Raw genomic sequence first — 19,056 nt, 5'->3', positions numbered from 1 at the left:
GACAAGAAGTGAATAGTGAATCCCTTTACCTTAGAGGAATATATAAGCCTCTATTTGATCGTTAAAGGACTCTGAAGTAACGCCATGTTTGGTGGACCCATTGAATCGAGGAGCCTCTCCTATGAATTGGATGGTCACTTCTCCGCCCCCTTCAAAAGAAATCTTCCCTGCATGGACAGCGGCTGTTCCAATTGGGCTGTCACTGCTGTAAGGTCCGGAACCCCAGATGGTCTCCTCTGTTCCTCCTGGTGGGAGAGAGACAGTCACTTCTTCCCCTGCAAACAGATTGAGGAAATCAGCATTTGTCTGCCAGTCTATGACATACTCTTCCAGTATGTCTTCCTCAAGCAGATTGCCTTTCTTGTCAGTAAACACAAAACTGAGTGGCCAGGAGCCATAGGTGATTGATGTAACTCCCTTTTGTGTACTGCCTCTGTAGTATGAACGACCTTCAAGGATTTTGAAGTATACTCTGCCACCTTCCTCGAAGGTTATCAGGCCACTGTGCACAGCAGCCGTTCCTACATTGCTGTCACCGGTATAGACCCCGGTTCCCCAGATTGCGAGATCGGACCCTCCAGGCGGCAAGTCAAGTGTAAAGAGATCACCGACCCGTTCGCTGAACATGTCCCCACTCATCAACCATGGCTCGACATCGGGGACGTAATTGAGTGCTTCGATGAATGCACCATGGTCATACCCTAATTGGATCTCTGGGATACCGTGTGAAAATGAGAGCGAGGCAGATGTACAGCCTAGAAACAGCAGGGAAAGCATAATAACTCCAACACCGATTCTTAGTAACTTGTTCATTGATAACCCCCATGTGTGGTGGGTGTTGGTACAGATTGCAGGACAGGGAAGTACAAGTACCAAGCCCCCGAGATTTCTGTGATTCCAATCTGAGCATAATACCGAACCTGTCCACTTAGAAGAGGAAGACCCCTGAAAGTTGCACAAATCCTGCTTGCCATACTGCAAAGTTTGTTCCAAACTGCTTGAGAGGAGTCAGAACATGGAACTAATGCACAATACAGACAAGCGTACTTCACGGCTTATTGAGTACTTCCAGATTCTTTATAAGGGAACTACAGACAAGGAAACCTACGAATCCTATCGTGATGTATTGGAAACAGCCTCAGCATATGAGACGAATGCGGCATTGGATGAACTTCTCAGCAAGGCAGAGGATATTGAGTCCTATACCATTCCAGTGGCGAGGTTCATCCGTTCAGTGGGTAAGGGCTTGGAGAGTGCTACGCTTCCAGATTACCAGGACAATGTACTGCTTACATCCTTGGTTGAGGAGAATGGTGAAATCGCGAAGGTGTCCTCTTCATTGCAGCAAATCAGCATTCAACTGAAGAAGGAAGGAAGTGGTGATGTTTCAGGCATACAGGAAGTTCTTTCCTCGTTTGATCTGCTACAAAAGCACTATGAGCGATTGCAGAATGAGCTATTCCCTCTTTTTGAGCAAACCAGCAATGAACATAGCTGCGTGAAGCTTATGTGGGCGATCCAGAATACAGCCCTTGACCTGAAGAAGCAGACTCAAGCCTATGAAGGCAGTGATATGGCATCATTCTGGAAATTGTTCAGCAACTTCTACTTCAATATGGAAATCTTGCGGTATCGGGAGACATATATACTCTATCCGGTTGCATATCGTGCCCTAGGCGAGCATAGCGAAAAGCGTATGGACAGTGCCCTTGCTGATGCACTCTTTTCTTGTAAGACTGGGGCCCTCACATTCGAACAGTTGGAGTTGATCTTCCGTCTCCTCCCACTCGATATTGCCTTCATAGGGGCCGATGACCGGGTCAAGTTCTATTCTGATCCACCACATCGTATCTTTCCCCGTAGTCCACAGGTAATTGGAAGGTTGGTGCAAAACTGCCATCCTCCAAAGAGTGTGTCCACCGTCGAGGAAATCCTCAGTTCCTTCAAAGAAGGAAGGGAGGATTCTGCGGAATTTTATCTGGTTGTAAGGGGAGCGTTTGTCCACATCCAGTACTACGCAGTGCGTAGCATGGATGGCAAGTATCTTGGGACCTTGGAAGTGACCCAAGACGCAACACACCTCAGATCCCTTAGCGGGGAGAAGCGGTTGCTTTAGATTCGAGATATCCCTTGATAAGGGTGGCGTTGAAATTCTCTTCAGCTTCCAATACACCCATCTCTCGTTGGGCATTCTCCGGTGAGTCAGATGCGTGTGCAGCATTGACGCGGATATTGGAGCCGAATTCTCTACGGATGGTTCCAGCAAGTGCCTTGTTCGGGTCTGTGGCACCAAGGATTGTTCTGATCTTACTCACGGCATCAACGCCTTCATAGATCAGGACCATGCATTTTACCAGTCCTGGCTTGTCCAGATCCTCAGCCTTGCATTCACTCGGTTTTATACCGGCCATGAACTCTACAATGCGTTCGAACTGTTCTTCACTGTACATATCGCCGAAGCTGTTGGTAAGGATTGTCTGGAGCTGGTCACCCAGCAGTACATTGAATTCACTTTCCAGGAGTTCCCTCGCTTGCATACCGTAGATGGGAGCAAGTTTGGCTTTCAGGCCTTCCTTGGTCGGGCCGTAGAACTGTAGGGCCTGGGCAACGGACATCTTCAGTACCTTGATACCTACGATGCGAAGTCCACTGCGACTGAACATGTCAATGATCATGCCGGGGCGGCTGGAAGCATACTTCCAGTTATCTGGCTTGATGATGACAAGTGTGCGTTGGGTCTTCTCATAATACTCATCTGGTCTGTTCTTGACGATGTTGTTCTTACCTGGCAACCAAGAGCCAAAGAGGGCAAGTGTTTGGTCAGCTTCATTCTGGCTTTGTGCAGTGATGACTGCCGGCTCAAAATAAAGAACCTCACTCTCTTTTTCATCAGTGTAGATAAGATCAGCATAGGTGTCACGGATTGACATCCCAGTAACATTTTCCACCAAGCGGGCTTCCTTCTGGAAGGATCCCACCACTTTGGCAAGTTCCTCACAAGGATGTTCCCCTTTGAATAGAAGCAACAAGGATCGGTGTTTGACTCCACCGGTGGGTCCTAGGTTCTGTTCTATGTAGGAGGAAAGAAGGTTTGAGGTGTTCGCTCCCTCATCCTTTTCCCTAGTCTTGATAATCGATGCATATTCCTCGGTAATGGTTTGATCCATTGCAATCATCTGAGCTCCTACAAGCTCGAGGGATATGCGGGAGAGAAGTCTGGATAGCACCCCGCCGGTGCGACTTTTTGCTACGGTATATGGGGTAACCAGAACATACGATAAGGACTGTTCCATGAGCAGCCTCCTTAGTAAAGTGTCTGTACACCGTATCCTACAAGTCCAGATGCTCTTTGTCTATGACCTGCTCAAGAAAAAACCTCGATTTGGCACGAATGCATTGTCTTAAGTGCTGCCTCATGGTTGCTGGGGGTTGTTCCAGCGCAACAACTTGCATCAACGAGGACAGGAAGCTCCGGTCTCATCGCCTTGATCAAGAGGGCATTGGAGACCACACAGATATCAGTGCATACGCCCACCAACTCCACTTCCGTGATTGTCTCGTCTTCTGCTATGTATGTTGCAAGCTCAACCGAGCCGAAGGTGGGCTTTTCAAAGACCATCGCATCTTTCAGCGGCTCCTTGAGCTGGTCTACCAATTGATGCCCTTCTTCCCCCTTGATGCAGTGGGGGACAGGAAGATGTTTTCCTTCACTGGTTTCCAGATAATCTGCCTTATGGGTGTCCAAGGTATAGGCAAGAGATCCCTTGTAACCAACCACTTTTGCGACCACCTTATCAACCACCGCTTGTGCTTCAGCAGTGCCGAGGCTTCCAGAGACGAAATCTTTTTGCATGTCGATCACAACAAGCAACTTCCTAGAATGAGACTTTGAATAATCCTTCTTTGTTGCAGTAGGCATATACATCTCCATGTTCAGTATCGGTGAATACTGCAGAGGCGGGAGTCCCTTTGCGTATATCATGTCGCCTGGTATGGTTCTTGGTCACCAAGAATATGGTAGTTATCTGATGATCATCACTCTGGGGATGGGGCTTGCTGCCCACTTTAACATAGAGAAGGTCCCCTCGGTGAGTGAGTACTATTTCATGGTTTGCGTCATTTGCGTCCGCGGTTTTTGGTTTCAGGAGTTGCATCTCTGTTTCACAGCAGTGCAAGGAGTGCCCCTCGTCATATACCAAATCAACCATTGAATGGCAGATTGGGCAACGGTAGAAGTGAAGCTTCTTTGCCATAAACCCTCCTTTCTTCTAAAGGTACCAAGGTTCGATCAAAGAGGAAAGGGGAGGAGAGAAAAACATAACAGACTATTCATGGTCTCTAAACACTTTTCTCACATATTAGCTGTAGGGTGTGCCCAACAATGTTTCTAAAATATGGAGGAAACAATGAAAAGATTGAGTATTATCGTCCTTATGGTTATCACCCTGGCTTCACTCAGTGCAGCAGGGAAGAGTGAATCAGAGAATGTTGCAACAAGCTCCTTCAGTTGGATTGAAGGACCTGAAGTTGAAGGCCTTCCTGGGGTAAACCCACTTAAGGTCAGCGGGAATATCATCACCGCTGGAAGTTCCACCGTCTATCCCCTTTCTGAGCGCATGGCCGAAAGGTTCAAAGAAGAAGGGTACAGTGGTGTTATCACCATTGACTCAATCGGAAGTGGTGCAGGCTTTGAACGCTTTACCGTATCCGGTGAGACTGATATCTCAAATGCAAGCCGTGGTATCAAGGCAAGCGAGATTGAGGATGCAAAGAAGATTGGCAGAAACCCCATCGAGTTCAGGGTTGGTACCGATGCACTTGCAGTGGTTGTAAGTAAGGAAAACACCTTCCTGAAGGATGCAACCATGGAAGAGCTTGGTAAGATTTTCAGCACCGCCAAGTTGTGGTCTGACATCAATCCTGCCTATCCTGCCGAGCCGATCCAGCGCTTCATCCCTGGAACAGACAGTGGAACCTTCGACTACTTCTCTGAGGAAGTGTTCGACAAGAATCCTGAACCAATGCTCTCTGCTAGTCACCTGCAGCTCAGTGAGGATGACAACATCCTGGTACAGGGTATCAAGGGCAGTCCCTATGCAATCGGGTTCTTCGGCTATGCATACTACAGTGAGAATGAAGACTCTCTCAACATTCTCAGCATCAACGGAATTGAAGCAAGCAAGGCAAATGTGGACAACAACTCCTATCCCTTGGCAAGACCTCTCTTCCTCTACAGTGATGCCGAGATCATGAAGAGCAAACCACAGGTTGCCGCTTTCCTGGACTTCTACCTCAGCTATGTCAATGAAGAGGTTGTAGGTGTAGGTTACTTCCCTGCCAATGAGGATGAGTTGAATAAGGCTCGCCAGGCTTGGTTGGATGCTACCCAGGGTGCGTACTAACGCATCACGGTTCGAGGTTGGCCGCATCTGATTGATGCGGCCAATTCCCATGAAAACTAGGATATACAAGTATGACACAAAGGCATATCACCCATCCTTTTGGAAAGAAACGTAGGCTGCATGAGCGGATTATTGAAACCATCCTGTTCCTGTTTGCACTGTTCTCCATCATGATCACGGTTGGGATTGCGGTGATCCTCATTCGCGAGTCCTTTCTCTTTTTCTCTGACCCTGAGGTCACCTTGGTCGAATTTTTTACTGGAAAGACCTGGCAACCCATGATCGGGTTGTTTGGTTTTCTCCCCTTGCTGAATGCAACCATCATGACGAGTGTTATCGCCATGTTGTTCTCCATACCCCTTGGGCTGTTTGTGGCAATCTATCTGGCGGAGTATGCATCTGACAAGGTCAGGGGTAGACTCAAGCCGATTCTTGAGGTGTTGGCAGGGATTCCAACCATAGTATATGGCTATTTTGCCCTTACCTTCATGACCCCTTTGCTTCGCTCAATATTTGGTCAGGAGACAGTGGAGATTTACAATACGGCCAGTGCAGGATTGGTTATTGGAATTCTTGTACTTCCCATGATCGCCACCATGGCTGAGGATGCCATTTCAGCAGTACCCCAGGAGTTACGCCTTGCAGGTCTTGCTCTTGGCGGGACCCCGATAGAGACCACATTCCGTGTTGTCCTTCCTGCCGCGTTAAGTGGGCTAAGTGCCACATTCCTGCTTGCTCTCTCCAGAGCTATTGGAGAGACCATGATCGTTGCCTTGGCAGCAGGGGCTGGACCTAATATGACGTTCAATCCCTTTGAGGCTGCTGAAACCATCACAGGATACATTGTAAGGATCAGTGGAGGGGATGTCAGCTACAACTCGGTTGATTACAACAGTATTTTTGCACTTGGGTTGGTGTTGTTCGTCATCACCTTCACGCTGAATCTTATCTCAAGAAAAGTCTCAAACCTTTTCTATCAGGAGTATGAATAATATGCAGACAGAATCGATGTTTGGCACCAAGGCAGAGAGCCTGCTCTTGATGCAGAAACGCGCTCGCTTATCGATATTCTGGAAAGTGATATTTATCTTTGCTACAGCAGTAGCAGTCTTGTTTCTGCTGTTGTTGCTCGTATCGGTGATTGATTCCATTTTTGGGTATGCAGTCATCAGAAACGAGGTGAATATTTCAGAGTTGATCAGTGGGGCTTCGTCCTTGGAGGAGTTCTCCCGGTCTCAATTGGAGGAGACTGCAAGGAACAACCTCTCCAGTGGCATACTGAGAAGGGTGGAGTATGAGAAGCCGATAGCAGAACGTTCCGATCGTGAGTTACGTGCCCTGATAGAGCAATATATCATAAAGCCGACAGTTCTCAGGAGCTGGGGCCTTTGGGGCTCGATCACCAAACAGGATGAGATTGGTGCCTTTATGGCAAATCAGGAGGATTCGTACCTGATCTTCAAGAGCTGGATAACCCCGGATTTTCTTACCAATGACCAAAGTGCCAATCCGCTGAATGCTGGTATACGCACTGCGCTTCTTGGTTCTCTCTGGATTATCGCCATTACCTTCTTGCTGGCTTTCCCCATCGGGGTTGGTTCAGCCATCTATCTGGAAGAGTATGCAGAGGATACAAAACTGAATCGTATGTTGCAGCTCAATATCTTCAACCTCAGTGCAGTACCTTCGATCATCTACGGGCTTCTGGGATTGGCCGTATTTGTGAGGGCGATGGAAGGGGTGACCAGTGGAGCATTTCTCACTACGGTTGCCGACACCACGGCTAATGGCAGGACTATTCTCAGTGGAGGACTTACCTTGGGGCTGTTGGTACTCCCGATCATTATCATCAACACCCAGGAAGCCCTCAAGGGTGTTCCCGATTCACTGAGGATGAGCAGCTATGGGGTGGGAGCTACAAAGTGGCAGACCATCTGGAGTCAGGTGCTTCCCGTCAGTTTTGACAGGATCTTGACGGGAACGATTCTCGCTCTCTCCAGGGCTTTGGGAGAGACGGCACCTCTGGTGGTCATTGGTGCATCAACGTTTATCAGCGTTGACCCTTCCAGTATCTTCTCGAAATTTACAACCTTGCCGATTCAGATCTACCAGTGGTCGGCTCGTCCCCAGGGTTCATATCGCAATATTGCAGCAGCAGCCATCATTGTCTTATTGGTACTTCTGCTTGTATTGAACAGTGGGGCAATCTATCTCAGAGACAAACTAGCCAAGAAAAAGAGGATGGCAGCATGAAAGTAATGCAAGCAACAGAAGCAGAAAGTTTTGAGTTCCTTGGAAAACCAGAACCAGATACAAAACAGGAGATCATAACCCTGGAAGATGTGAGTATCCATTACGGCAATTTCCAAGCGGTAAAGGATGCTTCTCTTCCCATCTATGAGAAACAGGTTACTGCATTCATTGGACCTTCAGGATGTGGGAAGAGTACCGTACTGAGAAGCATTAACAGGATGAATGACATGATCAGGGGGGCAACAATCGATGGCAAGGTATTGTTCCATGGCCATGATCTCTATGCGAAGGACGTTGACCCGGTTCTGATCAGAAGAAGCATCGGCATGGTGTTCCAGAAACCTAATCCATTCCCCAAATCGATTTATGAGAATATCACCTGGGGTGCGAAGATCAATGGATTCAAAGGTGATTATGACGAGCTGGTAGAGACCAGCCTACAGAAGGCTGCGCTCTGGGATGAGGTCAAGGACAAGCTCAAGCAAAATGCCCTTCGACTCAGTGGAGGACAGCAGCAGCGTCTCTGTATTGCAAGGACCTTGGCCGTACAACCGGAGGTGATCCTGATGGATGAACCGGCCTCTGCGCTCGACCCCATCGCAACAGGCCGTATCGAGGAGCTGATCCTCGAACTGAAGAAATACTACACAATTGTCATTGTCACGCATAATATGGGTCAAGCATCACGTGTTTCAGACCATACCGCATTCTTCATGGTTGATGAGAAGCGGACGGGTTATCTGGAGGAGTATGCTCCCACCGAGCAGCTGTTCCTCAACCCGGCACATAAAAAGACGGAAGAGTACATCTCCGGTAAATTCGGTTGATCCTAGGAGGGAATCATGGACCAAACTATCAGTAAGCTTGATGAGAAGATGCAATTCTTCCAAGAAATGCTCATTCAAATGGTGAATAGGGTGGAGGAAGCAATATACCAGGCACAATATTCGTTTCGAAACCATGATGTGGAGTTGGCCAAGAAAGTCATAGCCAACGACTGGTTCATCGACCAGCTGCAGGAGATGGTGGAGAACGATGCTGTGCGACTTCTGGTAAGTGAGACTCCTTATGGGCATTATATGCGTCATATCATTGCAGGGATCAAGATTGTATCCAGCTTGGAACGGATGGGAGACCATGCTGCGCATATGGCAAAGATGGCAAGTAGCGAAGAGGAAGCAATGTTCATCCCGTTCGTAGAGCGTATCAGCGAAATGGCACTGCTCGGTGCTACCATGACCCGTAAGGTTGTTGAAGCCTTCATTGATGTGAAGGCAGAGAAGGCAATCGAGGTTGCATCCCTTGACGACAAGATGGATGCAGAGCGGGATGCCTTGAACGCAGATCTGTTTGCTCTCAGGCCGGAGACAGAGGCTGAGATGGAACGTATTCTCAATCTCTTCTATCTGACAAAGGAGATGGAACGGTATGGGGACCATGTGACGACCATATGCCGCTGGATCGTCTACATGGACAAGGGGCAAAGACCGAAGCTCAACGGACCTAAAAAGACAGAATAGAAAACTCCAAGAGAAATCACTCTGCAACATCCTCCCGGAAAGGGGGGATGTTCTTTAGTGTTTTTTGTAGAGCTCTTCGCTTCGTTTCTGCAGGTCCTTCAGGTTTCCTCCTATCCTCGGCAGTATGATGGTAAAGGTGCTTCCCTTTCTCAGCTCACTTTCAAGCGAGAGTTTTCCCCCATGGACATTCACGATATGTTTGACAATGGACAGACCTAGGCCGGTCCCTCCCTGGCTCCTGCTTCTTGCTGCATCAACTCGGTAGAACCGTTCGAAAATCCTATCCTGGACATCCTTGGGTATACCGATACCATGGTCCTTGACGCTGAAGATAATCTGCTGCTCACCAACTGTTGCCGAGAGATGAACCTTTGACCCTGCTTCAGAGTAGTTCAATGCATTGATCACCAAGTTTTTCAAAGCCTGGGCGATCAGATTTTCATTGACATAGAGCAGGAGATTATCTGGATTGTCCGAGGCGATGTGCAGGCTGCTGCCACGTTCCTCAAAGCGATAGGAACAAGCTTCTTCTGTTTCCCCTATGATTTGCTCCAGGGTAGTCCAGCTCATGGAAGCTTTGTGCTGTTCTTGCTCAAGGCTACTGAGCAATAACAAATCCTCAACTAGCTGTCTCATTCTGTTTGCTTGTCTGCTGATGATCTTTGAGAAGTGGGTGATCTCCTCTGGATTCAGCGTCTCAGTGAGTGCTTCCGCAAATCCAGCAATTGAGGTAATGGGGGTTTTAAGCTCATGACTTACATTAGCCACAAAATCCTTGCGGATTTGCTCAAGGCGTTTCAACTCTGTCATGTCATTTATGGAGAGAACCACTGAGTTGATGAATCCTTCGGATGATCGGACAGCACAGGTGAGCATCCTCAGCTCCCGCACCTGTTGTTTTCCTGCAATTCGTGCAGTCTGTCCAAAAAGGTGGCCATACTGTTCGATGGTGAGTTCCCTCTCTTCTCCATCCCGCAGTGTGGCGTTACAGAGAGTACGCACTTCATTGGAACTGATAAGCTGGGAAAGATTCTTGTCAAGGACAGAGTCCTTCTGGTCAGTAAAGAGCAGGTGGGCTTCCCTGTTTGCTACCTTGATGTTCAGGTTTCGGTCAAGGAGAAGGATTCCTTCACTGAGGCTGTTGAGAATGGCCTCCACTTGGTTTTTACCGAACTCAACCTGAGAAATCTTCTCCTGGATCTCTTGGGCCATCTCTTCCATGGTATGGGCGAGTTCAGCGAGTTCCTGGGGGGAAGAGAGATGGAGTCTTGCTTGTAGGTCGCCTGTTGCATATTTGCGAGCAAGCATCTTTAAACGGTCGAGTGGGCGGGTGATCATGGTGATGACGAAGAAGGTAAGGAGCAGGAAAAAGAGCACCAGCACACCAATACCTCTGAAGAAAAGAGTCTGATAGGTTGCCTGGTACCCAGAGAGTTGGCTGAGCGTCTTGGATACTCTCAGTACGGCAATGGTAGGATGGTCTTCCAATGCTACTGCCCAGTAGAGGACGGGAAGGTTCTGGGTGCTGCTCCTCCTTTCACTGGAAGCACTCCCATTCCTCAAAGCTGCTTGTACTTCCTCTCGATAGAGGTGGTTGTTCATCGTCTCTGCAGCATAGTCAGAGTCAAAGAGAACAACGCCCTCACTGTTGATGATGGTAATCCTGGTTGCAGTGGAAGCCGCATACGAGTCAAAATGTTCTGTCATCCATGGTTCTGATGAGTTCTTGGAGAGGGTTGCCAGATATTCTGCCTTGGCAGAGAGCTCTGCGTAGGTTGTTTCCCTGATGGTAGTGGCGAATGAGCGGTTTGCAATCCACATACTGCCAAAGAGGGAGCACACCAGAACAAGAAAGGTAGTCAACGCCAAACGCGCACGAATGCTTTTGTATTGCATAATTTTCCTCACTTGATTCTACCAACGTTGGTTCAAGCAAGACAAGAGAAGTGTACGGTATTCATACTTTCTTCACATTTTATCTCCCTTCCCCCTTTTTTCTTTCTGTGGTATGGTTTTCTTTGACTATTTAAGAATGGAGTTTGAAATGAATCTCACGGTGCAGGAAAAAGATCCTGCTGGTCTCTATGATACACCTCTGTTACATCAATCGTATTTCTGGTCTCAAGTAAAGGAGAGCCAAGGATACCACACCAAAGCATTTGACATAAAAACACCGCTTTCTGAACTCTATGGGAAACCAGGCTCATCGTATGTCCTGGATGACATCCTTGTACAGTTGATCCCGGTAAATCGGCACCAAAGTATCGGATATGTCCCCTATGGGCCAGTGCTGAATCCTGATGAGGAGAAGATGGGACCCTTTTTGGAAGAGCTTTCCATGAATCTTCGTGAAAAACTGCCTTCCCATTGTCTCCTGCTTCGCTACGACCTCCCTTGGCAATCGATCTGGGAAGAGGATGATGATGTTTCCCTCTCCCTGCAGAATCTTCGGCTCAATTGGGGAACGAATAACAAGCAATTAAGAAAGGCAGTCTCGAACCAGCTTCCCAGTGATACCATGTTTGTGAATCTGCTGGGGAGCGAAGAGCAAATTCTCTCTCGCATGCATCATAAAACCCGTTACAATATCCGTCTTGCACAACGAAAGGGAGTAGAAGTCCGCCAGGTTGGGAGAGACCATTTGGATATCTTCTACTCGTTGTATGAGGAGACATGTGAACGAAACCGGATAACCTTGCACGACCGATCATATTTTGATGCACTGTACAGCGCTGAAGATGAGGGAGCAGAAATTGTACTTCTGATGGCTTTCTTTGATGGGCAGCCGCTCAGTGCCATGTTCCTCAGTCGTTCAGCGCGCCGGGCAACCTATCTCTACGGAGCCTCTTCTTCCAAGATGAGGAACTCCATGAGTACCTATGCCTTGCAGTGGCATGCAATTCAGCTGGCAAAGAGATGGGGATGCATAGAATACGACCTCTTCGGGGTCTCCCCAACGGGAGGAATGGACCACCCGATGAGTGGCCTCTATACCTTCAAGAAAGGGTTTGGTGGCACCACTTTCCATAGGATGGGTTGCTGGGACTTTGCGTATGATGAGGAACAAGCCTCGCAGTTATTTGCCTATGAGATGGTAGGGGAAGGGTATCACCTGCGCTGAAACAGCAGGGTTGCCACACCTCCGCAGATCATCCCTATACTGCCGGCACGTTCATTGCTCAAGTCGTAGCGTACCGTGTGGTCTTGCATCTGTGCATCCATGAGCATTTGCTGTGCCTCTTTGATTGCCCTTGCCTCAATCTCCCCACCACCCACGGTTCCCATCAAGGTCCTGTCAGCAAACAGGGCTAGCTGGAAACCGACTTCACATGGGGCTGAACCATGTTTTTCCACTACACGGACGAGAATGTGGCGCTCGCCGGTTGCCTGGCGGGCAAGCAACTGTTCATCAATCCTGACCGCTTGTTCCTTCTTGCGGTATTCGCTGATAACCTGCGCAAGAATGGAGAGAGCAATCTCCGAGGAAGTAACTGCCCCGATATCAAGCCCGATGGGAGCTTTCACAGAAGCAAGTTCTGCTTCACTGTAGTTTGCATTGCGTAAAGCATCAAAGGTGTTTGCAACCTTCTTCTTGCTACCGATCATACCGATGTAGGAGTGGGGTAGGCGCAGTGTTTTTTCCAGGCAGAGCCTATCATATGCATGCCCTCTTGTGGTGATGATGAAGTACGGCCTGATCCACGATTGAGGCTTTTCGAGAACCTCTTCAAACGGGGCACAGAGACAGGTAGCCTGAGGAAATCGTTCTTGATTGCAGAATTCTGGGCGATCGTCGACGATTGTGACCCGTAAGGCAAGATCGATCGCAAGATGGTAGAGATCGAGGGCAATATGACCACCGCCAAAGATGACCAGATGTACATCGCTGGAAAGACGCTCCCTGAGAAGACTGGGATCATCCCAGTTATGCTCGCCTCTCCCAAGGCTGGCGATGACCTGCTTGTTCTGCAGGATCGCCTCATCCCCTGTGCAGGGACCCTGCAGGATAGTCCTTCGCTCTACGATATCATGTTTCAATGCGCTGAGTAGTTGTGAGTAGTAGTGTTTCCTATCCATGGTTCCTCCTGGCAAGGACAGTGTATTTACTCCATACTAACGGATTGAAGGCAAAATATCCATTGAAGATAGCAAAGAATAATGGAAAGATTACCACACCTGACGCTATTCAGAGCCGGGTGTGGTCCCTCTTGTATCGTCTTATGCTCTGCTGAGGAATCCATCAACGGCTTCCAGAACAGCACCTCCGATTGCCATGGCTTTCTCACTTACCGTGGTATGGTCAGCATGCTCGCCACGTGGGTCGATATCAGCAATCTTGAAGTGTTCTGGAACTTCCAGCCCATTGTTCAGCAAGCCTCTGAGCTTCCCACTGATGGTTGCAATGACATCCACATCACCAACCTTGGCAATTACCTCACCTTGCTTAACCAAATCACCGATCTGATGGTCACTGTAGAAGACTCCCTCTGCAGGGCTGTGGAGCACCCGTTCTTTCCCATACCCTCCGATGACCCCTGGGATTCCAGTATTGGGCATTGCTGATCCTTCATTCAGAATTCTGGCTAGGCTATGTCCTCTCATGGTCTCAATGACCAGGTCACAATCCTGTTTTGCCACAAACCCAGGACCAAGGGCGATTACCAGCGGAGCGTCGGTGATTGTGGTACCGATATTCTTCTTGGCCATAATGGCATCCACAACACAGACCGGTTTTACTCTCTTTATCTGTTCTCCCTCCGGGTCTGCCAGGACAGGTATGATACCTGCATCCATCTTTGCATAGGCATCCTTCAGGTCATTGCAACGGGATGCTTTCACTCCCTCTATGGTAACGGTATTGCTGTACATTGCCTGTGCGATACTGACAGTTCTCCTGATAACCGTTGGCTGTTCGGTCTCCAGTACCAGAACATAATATCCGGCTCTGAAGAGACGGAGAATAACCCCTGTAGCAAGGTCGCCTCCTCCTCTGACCACGACCATCTTGTTTGCCTTGTGCTTGAGACTCTGCCCACTGCGGTTGTTGAAAACCTTCATCACCTCACTCAGTACGGAGAGCGCAATCTCCTGAGGGGTTTCTGTGCCGATATCCAGTCCAATTGGACAGTGCAATCGCTTCAGATCACTCTGGTCAAGGGTGAGGGAAGCAAGCAACTTCTTTGCCTTGTGCCTGGAACCCAGCACCCCAAGATAGGCAATATTCCTTTCAAGGAGCAATTTGGTGGTTTCAGGGCCAAAGGCATGGCTCGCGATAATACAAGCTGTATACTCATTGGTTTCAATATTGTTCAGTGCTTCAGCAAGGGTTGGGGCAACCTCACGTTTCTTTGAGAAGGTAAAGAGATCTTCCGTGGCAAAGTCTTCACGTGTTTCAACCACCTGGGTGGGAATTCCCACAAAGTGGGCGAGTTCCGCGATTGCCTGGTTTACATGCCCTCCACCGATCAAGAGGAGGTTATGGTAGTTCACCGGGAGACTGAGATGACAGGTCCATGAGCCTGTTTCCACCAGGGTGGTACTTTTCTTGTTGAGTGCCTCCTGGGCGTGGCTGAGGAATGTGGGATGCACATCCCCAATGGTTGCTCCTCCCTCACAGAGTCCGAGCAAAGCCACTGATGGTTGTAATTGAAGACCAAAAACATGGTCAAGCTCATACGACTCCCACCGCCTGAAATCGATGAAGGCTTTTCGCTCAACATCAGTGGTGCAGTGGAGAAGGAAGAGATAGACGACACCCACACTTACCTCGTCTTCCATCTGGACGGTGAAGTGGATATGACGGTATGTCTCATCATTGCTGATCAGATTGAGGGACTGGCTGAGTACGTACGCCTCGAGTTCTCCTCCCCCCACCGTCCCGGTAATCCTTCCCTTTGTATCAATGACCATGGACCCTTGGTTTCTGCTGGTGGATCCTTCAGTCCTGATGATGGTTGCATACACAAAGTCTTCTTTGTGTTCACTCAAGTATGCTGCTGCTTCAAATACTGTGTGTTTCATGGCACTTTCCTTTCTATGAGAACATTTTGCTCAAGGGAACCAAAAAACAAATGCAAATCAGGGAACGATCTTTGAATGTTCTCGATCTTGCTCCAGTCGGTTCTCTCTGCTTGGTTAAAAAGTATAGCGTGAACACCTTTCATGCCCTTCTGGATGCCCTCTGGATGGGTAAGCAAGAATGAGTAGGTCTCTTCATCGATGAGACGGTCAGGCATGGCTTCACATCCGAAGCAGTGTTCACTGAGTCGCTTGTCGAAGACGGAAAAAGAAGCAATTGCCAAGGTAGCGGTAGTGAATTCCGGTACCACTGGATCCCGCTCACTATGGAGTTTTAGGTCCATCCCGCGAGCTCCATCTGCTTCCAGCAAGAGCACATCATAGTGTTCTTTCAAACGTTCGAGGTCTTTGAGAGGAGGCGCTTCTGCCTTGATGGGACCTCGTCTTGCGTAGAAAACCCGCTCACCTTTCTTGCATGAGTACGAGAATACATCCTCATCCCAGAAGTAGCGGTCACAGTGATAGTCCCTGTCTTCAGGGTAAAGTACTTTCGTAGTGGTGGAGACAAGGACCCGCTTCATATCAGCTGCGTACGCATTGGCGAGCTGTATCAAAGCAGTGGTTTTACCCCCACTCCCCGTAATGCAGATACAGCTCTCACTACCATGAAAGTGCTTCTGCAGGGATGTAATCAATGTCGCCATACTTCACTTTAGCACCACAGGTGGCTATCTTGCAACTATTGCCGTGATTTCTTTCTGCACTGGTATTGGCATCATTCTCTGCTAGGCTGGAGGAATGAACAGAAGTGAAACAGGATTTGCAGGAGCTGATATCATTGGTAATCGTTATGTGCTTTGTGTCATCGACCAGGAGGGCAAAAGCCCTCACTATGCAAGAGGACGTGCTGACACCTTGAAGGGTAGGGAGAAGTTCTTTGCCACCATACCCCCAGGCACCCCGCTTATGATTGTGGAATCAGAGCTTGCGGTGCTTTCACTGCATCTCCTTGATGAATCATTCGTGTTTATCCAGAAAGAGAAGGAAACCTATGCAGTTTGGGAGAAGGCAGGGATCAAGAGAGGGGAGAGGATGGCGAATTTTGCGGCAAAGCTTCTCCAGTCGACTTCACAGCAGGTTCCCCTCTCAGAGAGGGAGCAACTGAAACTGCTGGAGATACAAGGAAGAGAGTTGGAGAGGATCCAGCGGATAACTGACGATAGCCTCTCCATCATAGAAAGGATCCAAGACGGGAGTGCAACTGATGCTGATATCTCCCAGGCCTTTGAGAACGAGTATGAGAGTAGGGTTGGACAGTTCATGGTGGAAGATGAGAGGATTGAAGAGCCCTCACCGTTTGCAGAAGATGACGAGAGTTTTCTGGCAGAACTCTACCGATTGCTGGAAAAGATACCGTGAGATCGTCAGTTCTTGTAGGTGTAGCCGATTCCCCAGATGGTTTTGATCCTGGTTCCGTAGGATCCCAGTTTTTTTCTGAGCGTAGCAATCTGTACATCGATTGATCGGTCGGTCACCGGGTAATCGTCTCCCTTGACCTTGGTGATGATCTGGTTCCTTGTGAAGACCTGTTCAGGGTTCGATGCCAAAAGATAGAGCAAGGCAAACTCTGTTGCAGTAAGTTCAATCTCTTCTCCATCAAGCATGCACTGATGTTTTTGCTGGTCCATGATAAGTCCATCGGCTTCTAACATGGGGTGTTGCTGCTCCATTTCCTGGGTTCTTCTCAGAACTGCCCTTATTTTGCTAGCAAGGACTTTTGCACTGAAGGGCTTGCTCAGATAGTCGTCTGCTCCAAGCTCAAGGGCTGTGATGATGTCACTCTCTTCCCCTCTCGCTGAGACCACAATGATGGGTACAGGGTTGTTCAGCTGATAGCGAACAGATTTGATGGTGGAGAGGCCGTCAAGGACAGGCATCATGATATCGAGCACCATAAGATCAATGTGGTGACTCTTCAGTAAATCCAGGGCTTGTGCGCCATGTTCAGCTTCCAGGACCATATATCCGAGGGATGAGAGTGTGTATCTCTCCAATTCCCGGATATCAACATCATCTTCAACAACCAAGATAGTTTCCATAGCCATACACTACTTGTATTGCACCTTGAAAGCAAGATTATCCCGGCATTTTCATAGAATTCTCATAGATTGAAGAAACAAGAAAAAACCACGCAGGGGGTATCCCCAGCGTGGTTCACAAGAAAAATAGTATTACTTTTTAGCGTGGCATTGCCAAAATAGTTGCCAGCTCTGGATTCTTCTCAATGTTCTTCTGAAGATCCTTCTCTCGGCTCTTGTTTACATAGTCCTTGTCCTCGAAGGTGTAGTGGAAATTGGTATGTACATCATAGGTGCCGTTCATGAGTGCATAGGCATCCTCAGTCATGACCAATTCCTCATCGGTCGGAATCACCAGGATCTTTACCTTCGAATCATCGGTGTTGATCTCGAATTCGCCGTTCCTGCTGAAACAGACTTCATTCTTGTGTTCATCAACTACTGCCCCGATTGCTTCCAAGCCTTGACATGCACCGAGGCGGATATGGCGAGCCATCTCTCCGACACCAGCGGTGAATACAATTGCATCCAGCTTATCACCAAGGAGGGTAGCATAGCCGCCGATATACTTTGCAATCCTGCGGGTTTCCATCTTGATGGCCAGAGCTGCTTTCTTGTCCCCTTCCAGACTTGCCTTGAGCACGTCTCTGCGGTCGCTCTTGCCGCACAAGCCGATCAGTCCACTTTTCTTGTTGAGAACCGTGTCCATCTCTTTTGCGCTCATGCCGGTATTGTCCATCATGTAGGGAATGATGGCAGGATCAATATCTCCACTTCTGGAGCCCATGATCAAACCTTCAAGGGGGGTGAGACCCATGGAAGTGTCAATACAGACACCATTCTTCACTGCACTGATGGATGCACCGTTTCCGATATGGCAGACGATGACATTTGTATCTTCATTCTTCTTGCCCAACAGGACTGCTGCACGCTTTGCACAGTAGAGATGGCTGGTTCCATGGAAGCCGTAGCGTCGTACATTGTAATCAGTGTACCACTCATAGGGAACGGCATACATGAATGCTTCCTCAGGCATGGTCTGATGCCATGCAGTGTCGAGGATGATGGCCTGGGGAACGGATGGCATTGCCTTCCTTGCTGCTTCAATGCCCATGATATTGGCAGGCATGTGAAGTGGACCCAAGTGTGTTACCTCCTTCAGTTGTTCAATGACTTCATCGGTTACCAATGCAGACTGCTTGAACACCTCACCACCATGCAGGACACGGTGACCAACAGCCCCAATATCAGACAAGTCACTGATGACTCCATACTCATCATCAAGAAGCATCCTGATGATCAGCTCAATTGCCTCTTTATGAGTAGGGGAGGAGAACTCTGCATTGTACTCTTCTTTGCCATTTGCCTTATGCTCAATGGTGGAATATTCCAGTCCGATGCGTTCTACAACACCAACAGCAAGAATATCTTTGTTTACCCAGTCGTACACCTGGTACTTGGCAGACGAACTGCCACAGTTCAAGGTCAAAATTACCATGAATGACTCCTATTATTTCTCTATAACACTATGTTAATTGATTGCAAAAGATACCTATCTATTAAAACACTATTGGGCAGAATAATCAACATGAAGCGAAAAAAGAACCTTTAGTTCTCTCATTGGGAAGTGATAATGTCTTGAGGTAACGGAAGGGATTTTGTCACATTAGCACAGGAAGGGGATTTCTTGCCTGTCTTTGTGGTATAGTCCAGGCTGCAAGAAAACAAGAGGGGTTGGTTCCAAAGTTTTAGACGACAAGTGAACCAACCCCCACCCAATTACAG

General features: G+C 48.4%; 18 protein-coding genes. 8 read left to right on the top strand and 10 right to left on the bottom strand.

What is annotated here, in order from left to right:
* Positions 1–30 precede the first annotated feature (30 nt).
* Positions 31–813 carry an LCCL domain-containing protein gene (locus tag JF818_RS13575; protein ID WP_198892517.1) on the bottom strand — a complete coding sequence of 261 codons (783 nt, stop codon included), beginning with the start codon at positions 811–813 and terminating at the stop codon, positions 31–33.
* Between the two features lie 202 nt (positions 814–1,015).
* Here JF818_RS13575 and JF818_RS13570 point away from each other — a divergent pair, with 202 nt between their 5' ends.
* Positions 1,016–2,116: a PAS domain-containing protein gene (locus tag JF818_RS13570; RefSeq protein ID WP_198892516.1), complete on the top strand. Its 1,101-nt coding sequence runs from the start codon at positions 1,016–1,018 to the stop codon at positions 2,114–2,116.
* On the opposite strand, the gene JF818_RS13565 is transcribed toward JF818_RS13570, so the two are convergent.
* From JF818_RS13565 to JF818_RS13555, 3 genes are all read right to left on the bottom strand, one after another.
* Positions 2,091–3,293: a nucleoside-diphosphate kinase gene (locus JF818_RS13565; RefSeq protein ID WP_198892515.1), complete on the bottom strand. Its 1,203-nt coding sequence runs from the start codon at positions 3,291–3,293 to the stop codon at positions 2,091–2,093. The two genes, JF818_RS13570 and JF818_RS13565, sit on opposite strands and share 26 nt — an antisense overlap.
* 71 nt (positions 3,294–3,364) lie before the next feature.
* Positions 3,365–3,919, bottom strand: coding sequence for a cysteine hydrolase family protein (locus JF818_RS13560; protein ID WP_198892514.1), 555 nt, complete (start codon positions 3,917–3,919; stop codon positions 3,365–3,367).
* On the bottom strand, positions 3,876–4,253 hold the full coding sequence (locus JF818_RS13555) for a desulfoferrodoxin family protein (RefSeq protein WP_198892513.1): 378 nt from the start codon (positions 4,251–4,253) through the stop codon (positions 3,876–3,878). Before JF818_RS13555 ends, JF818_RS13560 begins: the two co-directional genes overlap by 44 nt.
* Positions 4,254–4,406: 153 nt before the next feature.
* Between JF818_RS13555 and JF818_RS13550 the strand changes: the two genes are divergently transcribed.
* From JF818_RS13550 to phoU, 5 genes are all read left to right on the top strand, one after another.
* Entirely contained in the window at positions 4,407–5,402 is a 996-nt protein-coding gene (locus JF818_RS13550; protein ID WP_198892512.1) for a PstS family phosphate ABC transporter substrate-binding protein, read from the top strand.
* A 71-nt stretch (positions 5,403–5,473) separates the two neighbouring features.
* A complete protein-coding gene (gene pstC / locus JF818_RS13545; protein WP_198892511.1) occupies positions 5,474–6,394 on the top strand; it encodes a phosphate ABC transporter permease subunit PstC in 921 nt (306 codons plus the stop codon).
* The gene (gene pstA, locus JF818_RS13540) at positions 6,387–7,655 is read left to right on the top strand and encodes a phosphate ABC transporter permease PstA (RefSeq protein WP_233067869.1); all 1,269 of its coding nucleotides are present in this window, start codon (positions 6,387–6,389) and stop codon (positions 7,653–7,655) included. The genes pstC and pstA overlap by 8 nt, the downstream gene beginning before the upstream one ends.
* 5 nt (positions 7,656–7,660) lie before the next feature.
* A complete protein-coding gene (gene pstB, locus JF818_RS13535; RefSeq protein ID WP_198892526.1) occupies positions 7,661–8,482 on the top strand; it encodes a phosphate ABC transporter ATP-binding protein PstB in 822 nt (273 codons plus the stop codon).
* 15 nt (positions 8,483–8,497) lie between these two features.
* The gene (phoU, locus tag JF818_RS13530) at positions 8,498–9,175 is read left to right on the top strand and encodes a phosphate signaling complex protein PhoU (RefSeq protein ID WP_198892510.1); all 678 of its coding nucleotides are present in this window, start codon (positions 8,498–8,500) and stop codon (positions 9,173–9,175) included.
* A gap of 54 nt (positions 9,176–9,229) precedes the next feature.
* On the opposite strand, the gene JF818_RS13525 is transcribed toward phoU, so the two are convergent.
* A complete protein-coding gene (locus JF818_RS13525) occupies positions 9,230–11,071 on the bottom strand; it encodes an ATP-binding protein (protein ID WP_198892509.1) in 1,842 nt (613 codons plus the stop codon).
* Positions 11,072–11,219: 148 nt separating this feature from the next.
* Here JF818_RS13525 and JF818_RS13520 point away from each other — a divergent pair, with 148 nt between their 5' ends.
* Complete coding sequence (locus tag JF818_RS13520; RefSeq protein WP_198892508.1) at positions 11,220–12,296, top strand: peptidoglycan bridge formation glycyltransferase FemA/FemB family protein; 1,077 nt, start codon at positions 11,220–11,222, stop codon at positions 12,294–12,296.
* On the opposite strand, the gene JF818_RS13515 is transcribed toward JF818_RS13520, so the two are convergent.
* From JF818_RS13515 to yqeC, 3 genes are all read right to left on the bottom strand, one after another.
* Positions 12,284–13,252, bottom strand: a complete 969-nt coding sequence (locus JF818_RS13515; protein WP_198892507.1) for an XdhC/CoxI family protein — start codon at positions 13,250–13,252, stop codon at positions 12,284–12,286. The two genes, JF818_RS13520 and JF818_RS13515, sit on opposite strands and share 13 nt — an antisense overlap.
* Before the next feature lie 141 nt (positions 13,253–13,393).
* Entirely contained in the window at positions 13,394–15,196 is a 1,803-nt protein-coding gene (yqeB, locus tag JF818_RS13510) for a selenium-dependent molybdenum cofactor biosynthesis protein YqeB (protein ID WP_198892506.1), read from the bottom strand.
* The gene (gene yqeC, locus JF818_RS13505) at positions 15,193–15,897 is read right to left on the bottom strand and encodes a selenium cofactor biosynthesis protein YqeC (RefSeq protein WP_198892505.1); all 705 of its coding nucleotides are present in this window, start codon (positions 15,895–15,897) and stop codon (positions 15,193–15,195) included. Before yqeC ends, yqeB begins: the two co-directional genes overlap by 4 nt.
* Positions 15,898–15,991: 94 nt before the next feature.
* Between yqeC and JF818_RS13500 the strand changes: the two genes are divergently transcribed.
* Positions 15,992–16,612 carry a hypothetical protein gene (locus tag JF818_RS13500; RefSeq protein WP_198892504.1) on the top strand — a complete coding sequence of 207 codons (621 nt, stop codon included), beginning with the start codon at positions 15,992–15,994 and terminating at the stop codon, positions 16,610–16,612.
* A gap of 5 nt (positions 16,613–16,617) precedes the next feature.
* Here the strand turns inward: JF818_RS13500 and JF818_RS13495 are convergent, their stop codons facing one another.
* A complete protein-coding gene (locus JF818_RS13495; protein ID WP_198892503.1) occupies positions 16,618–17,292 on the bottom strand; it encodes a response regulator transcription factor in 675 nt (224 codons plus the stop codon).
* A 139-nt stretch (positions 17,293–17,431) separates the two neighbouring features.
* The gene (locus tag JF818_RS13490) at positions 17,432–18,769 is read right to left on the bottom strand and encodes an acetate kinase (protein WP_198892502.1); all 1,338 of its coding nucleotides are present in this window, start codon (positions 18,767–18,769) and stop codon (positions 17,432–17,434) included.
* Between the last annotated feature and the right edge of the window lie 287 nt (positions 18,770–19,056).

This window comes from Sphaerochaeta sp. S2 (assembly GCF_016406725.1).
Classification (GTDB): domain Bacteria; phylum Spirochaetota; class Spirochaetia; order Sphaerochaetales; family Sphaerochaetaceae; genus Sphaerochaeta.
This window is presented reverse-complemented; position numbering and strand designations above follow the sequence as displayed.